At 46.1% G+C, this 1,022-nt stretch carries 2 pseudogenes; both read right to left on the reverse strand.

What is annotated here, in order from left to right:
• Positions 1–319, reverse strand: a pseudogene (locus R8O11_RS25310) (zinc ABC transporter substrate-binding protein); the annotation flags it as partial.
• Positions 309–1,022, reverse strand: a pseudogene (locus tag R8O11_RS25315) (hypothetical protein); the annotation flags it as partial. The pseudogenes R8O11_RS25310 and R8O11_RS25315, both read right to left, overlap by 11 nt.

Below are 1,022 nucleotides of genomic sequence, written 5' to 3' on the forward strand. Positions count from 1 at the left end.
TTTGCACCGCAGCATTTGAGCTTCGTGCCTGTAGCATAGGCAACCACCCTACTTCTAGTTCTGCTCCAGAACACATAGCCAAATCGGCTTGACGCATTTTCGCAATCAACGAAGGGCGAGCTTGCACGTAATGTGGATCTTGTTTATCGGTAGTAGCAGAATAGATATTTGCTTCTGGAGCGTGGCGTTGCAATAAAGCTTTCCATTCCGGCTCACAAACAAAAATATCCAAAGCCCATGTTGGAGAAGAAACAATGGCAGCAATCGCTGCCATTGTGCCTAAACCTTTAGAGATAAAGGTTAATGACTTAGAACGCATGAGCACCGTGCGCCCCAAAAGTCATGACGTATTGCAATGTAAAGACGTTCTCTTTTTCTTTGTCTTGGTTTTCTGCACGCGTGTACTGCGCACGAACAGTACCAAAGTGCGAGGAATCCCACGCAATCATCGCATCGACTTCTTTATCATTTAGCGCAGTGAAATGCATGTGGTCACCATGAGCATGACCATCGTAGCTTTCCGCTTCGCCGTAACGAACGCCAGCAGACCAGCTAGGGTTAAATCGGTATACACCCGAAACGTAATATGCTGTTAAGTTATCAGGGGATTCAGCTTCATCTTTAAATTTGCTGTCGACCACACCATCCAACAACATGTACTCGGCAGAAAACGTAAAGTTGCGGTACTTGTAGTTACCATCCGGGGCCCATTTCCAAACAAAATCAGCACCATAAAGATTCGCACCAGTAATCGCAGCAGCGTGGCTATGTTCATGGTCATGACCGGTATCAGCATGATGATCATGGTCAGCAAATTCTTCCACCTTGCCGTTCTTGTTTCGCAGGTAACTCAAGCCAAATTGCCAACTAGAAGAATCTGAAATGTCGCTACCTAGTTTTAATGTTGAGGTAAATACACCAACGTCAGAACCCTTATCCACTGCCGACATCTTGCTGCCACTTAGCGCCTCAACACCAAATTGCACAAACAGATCTTTCGGAAGAACAAGGCTCGCTCTCAC

This window comes from Vibrio sp. 1288, assembly GCF_033344475.1.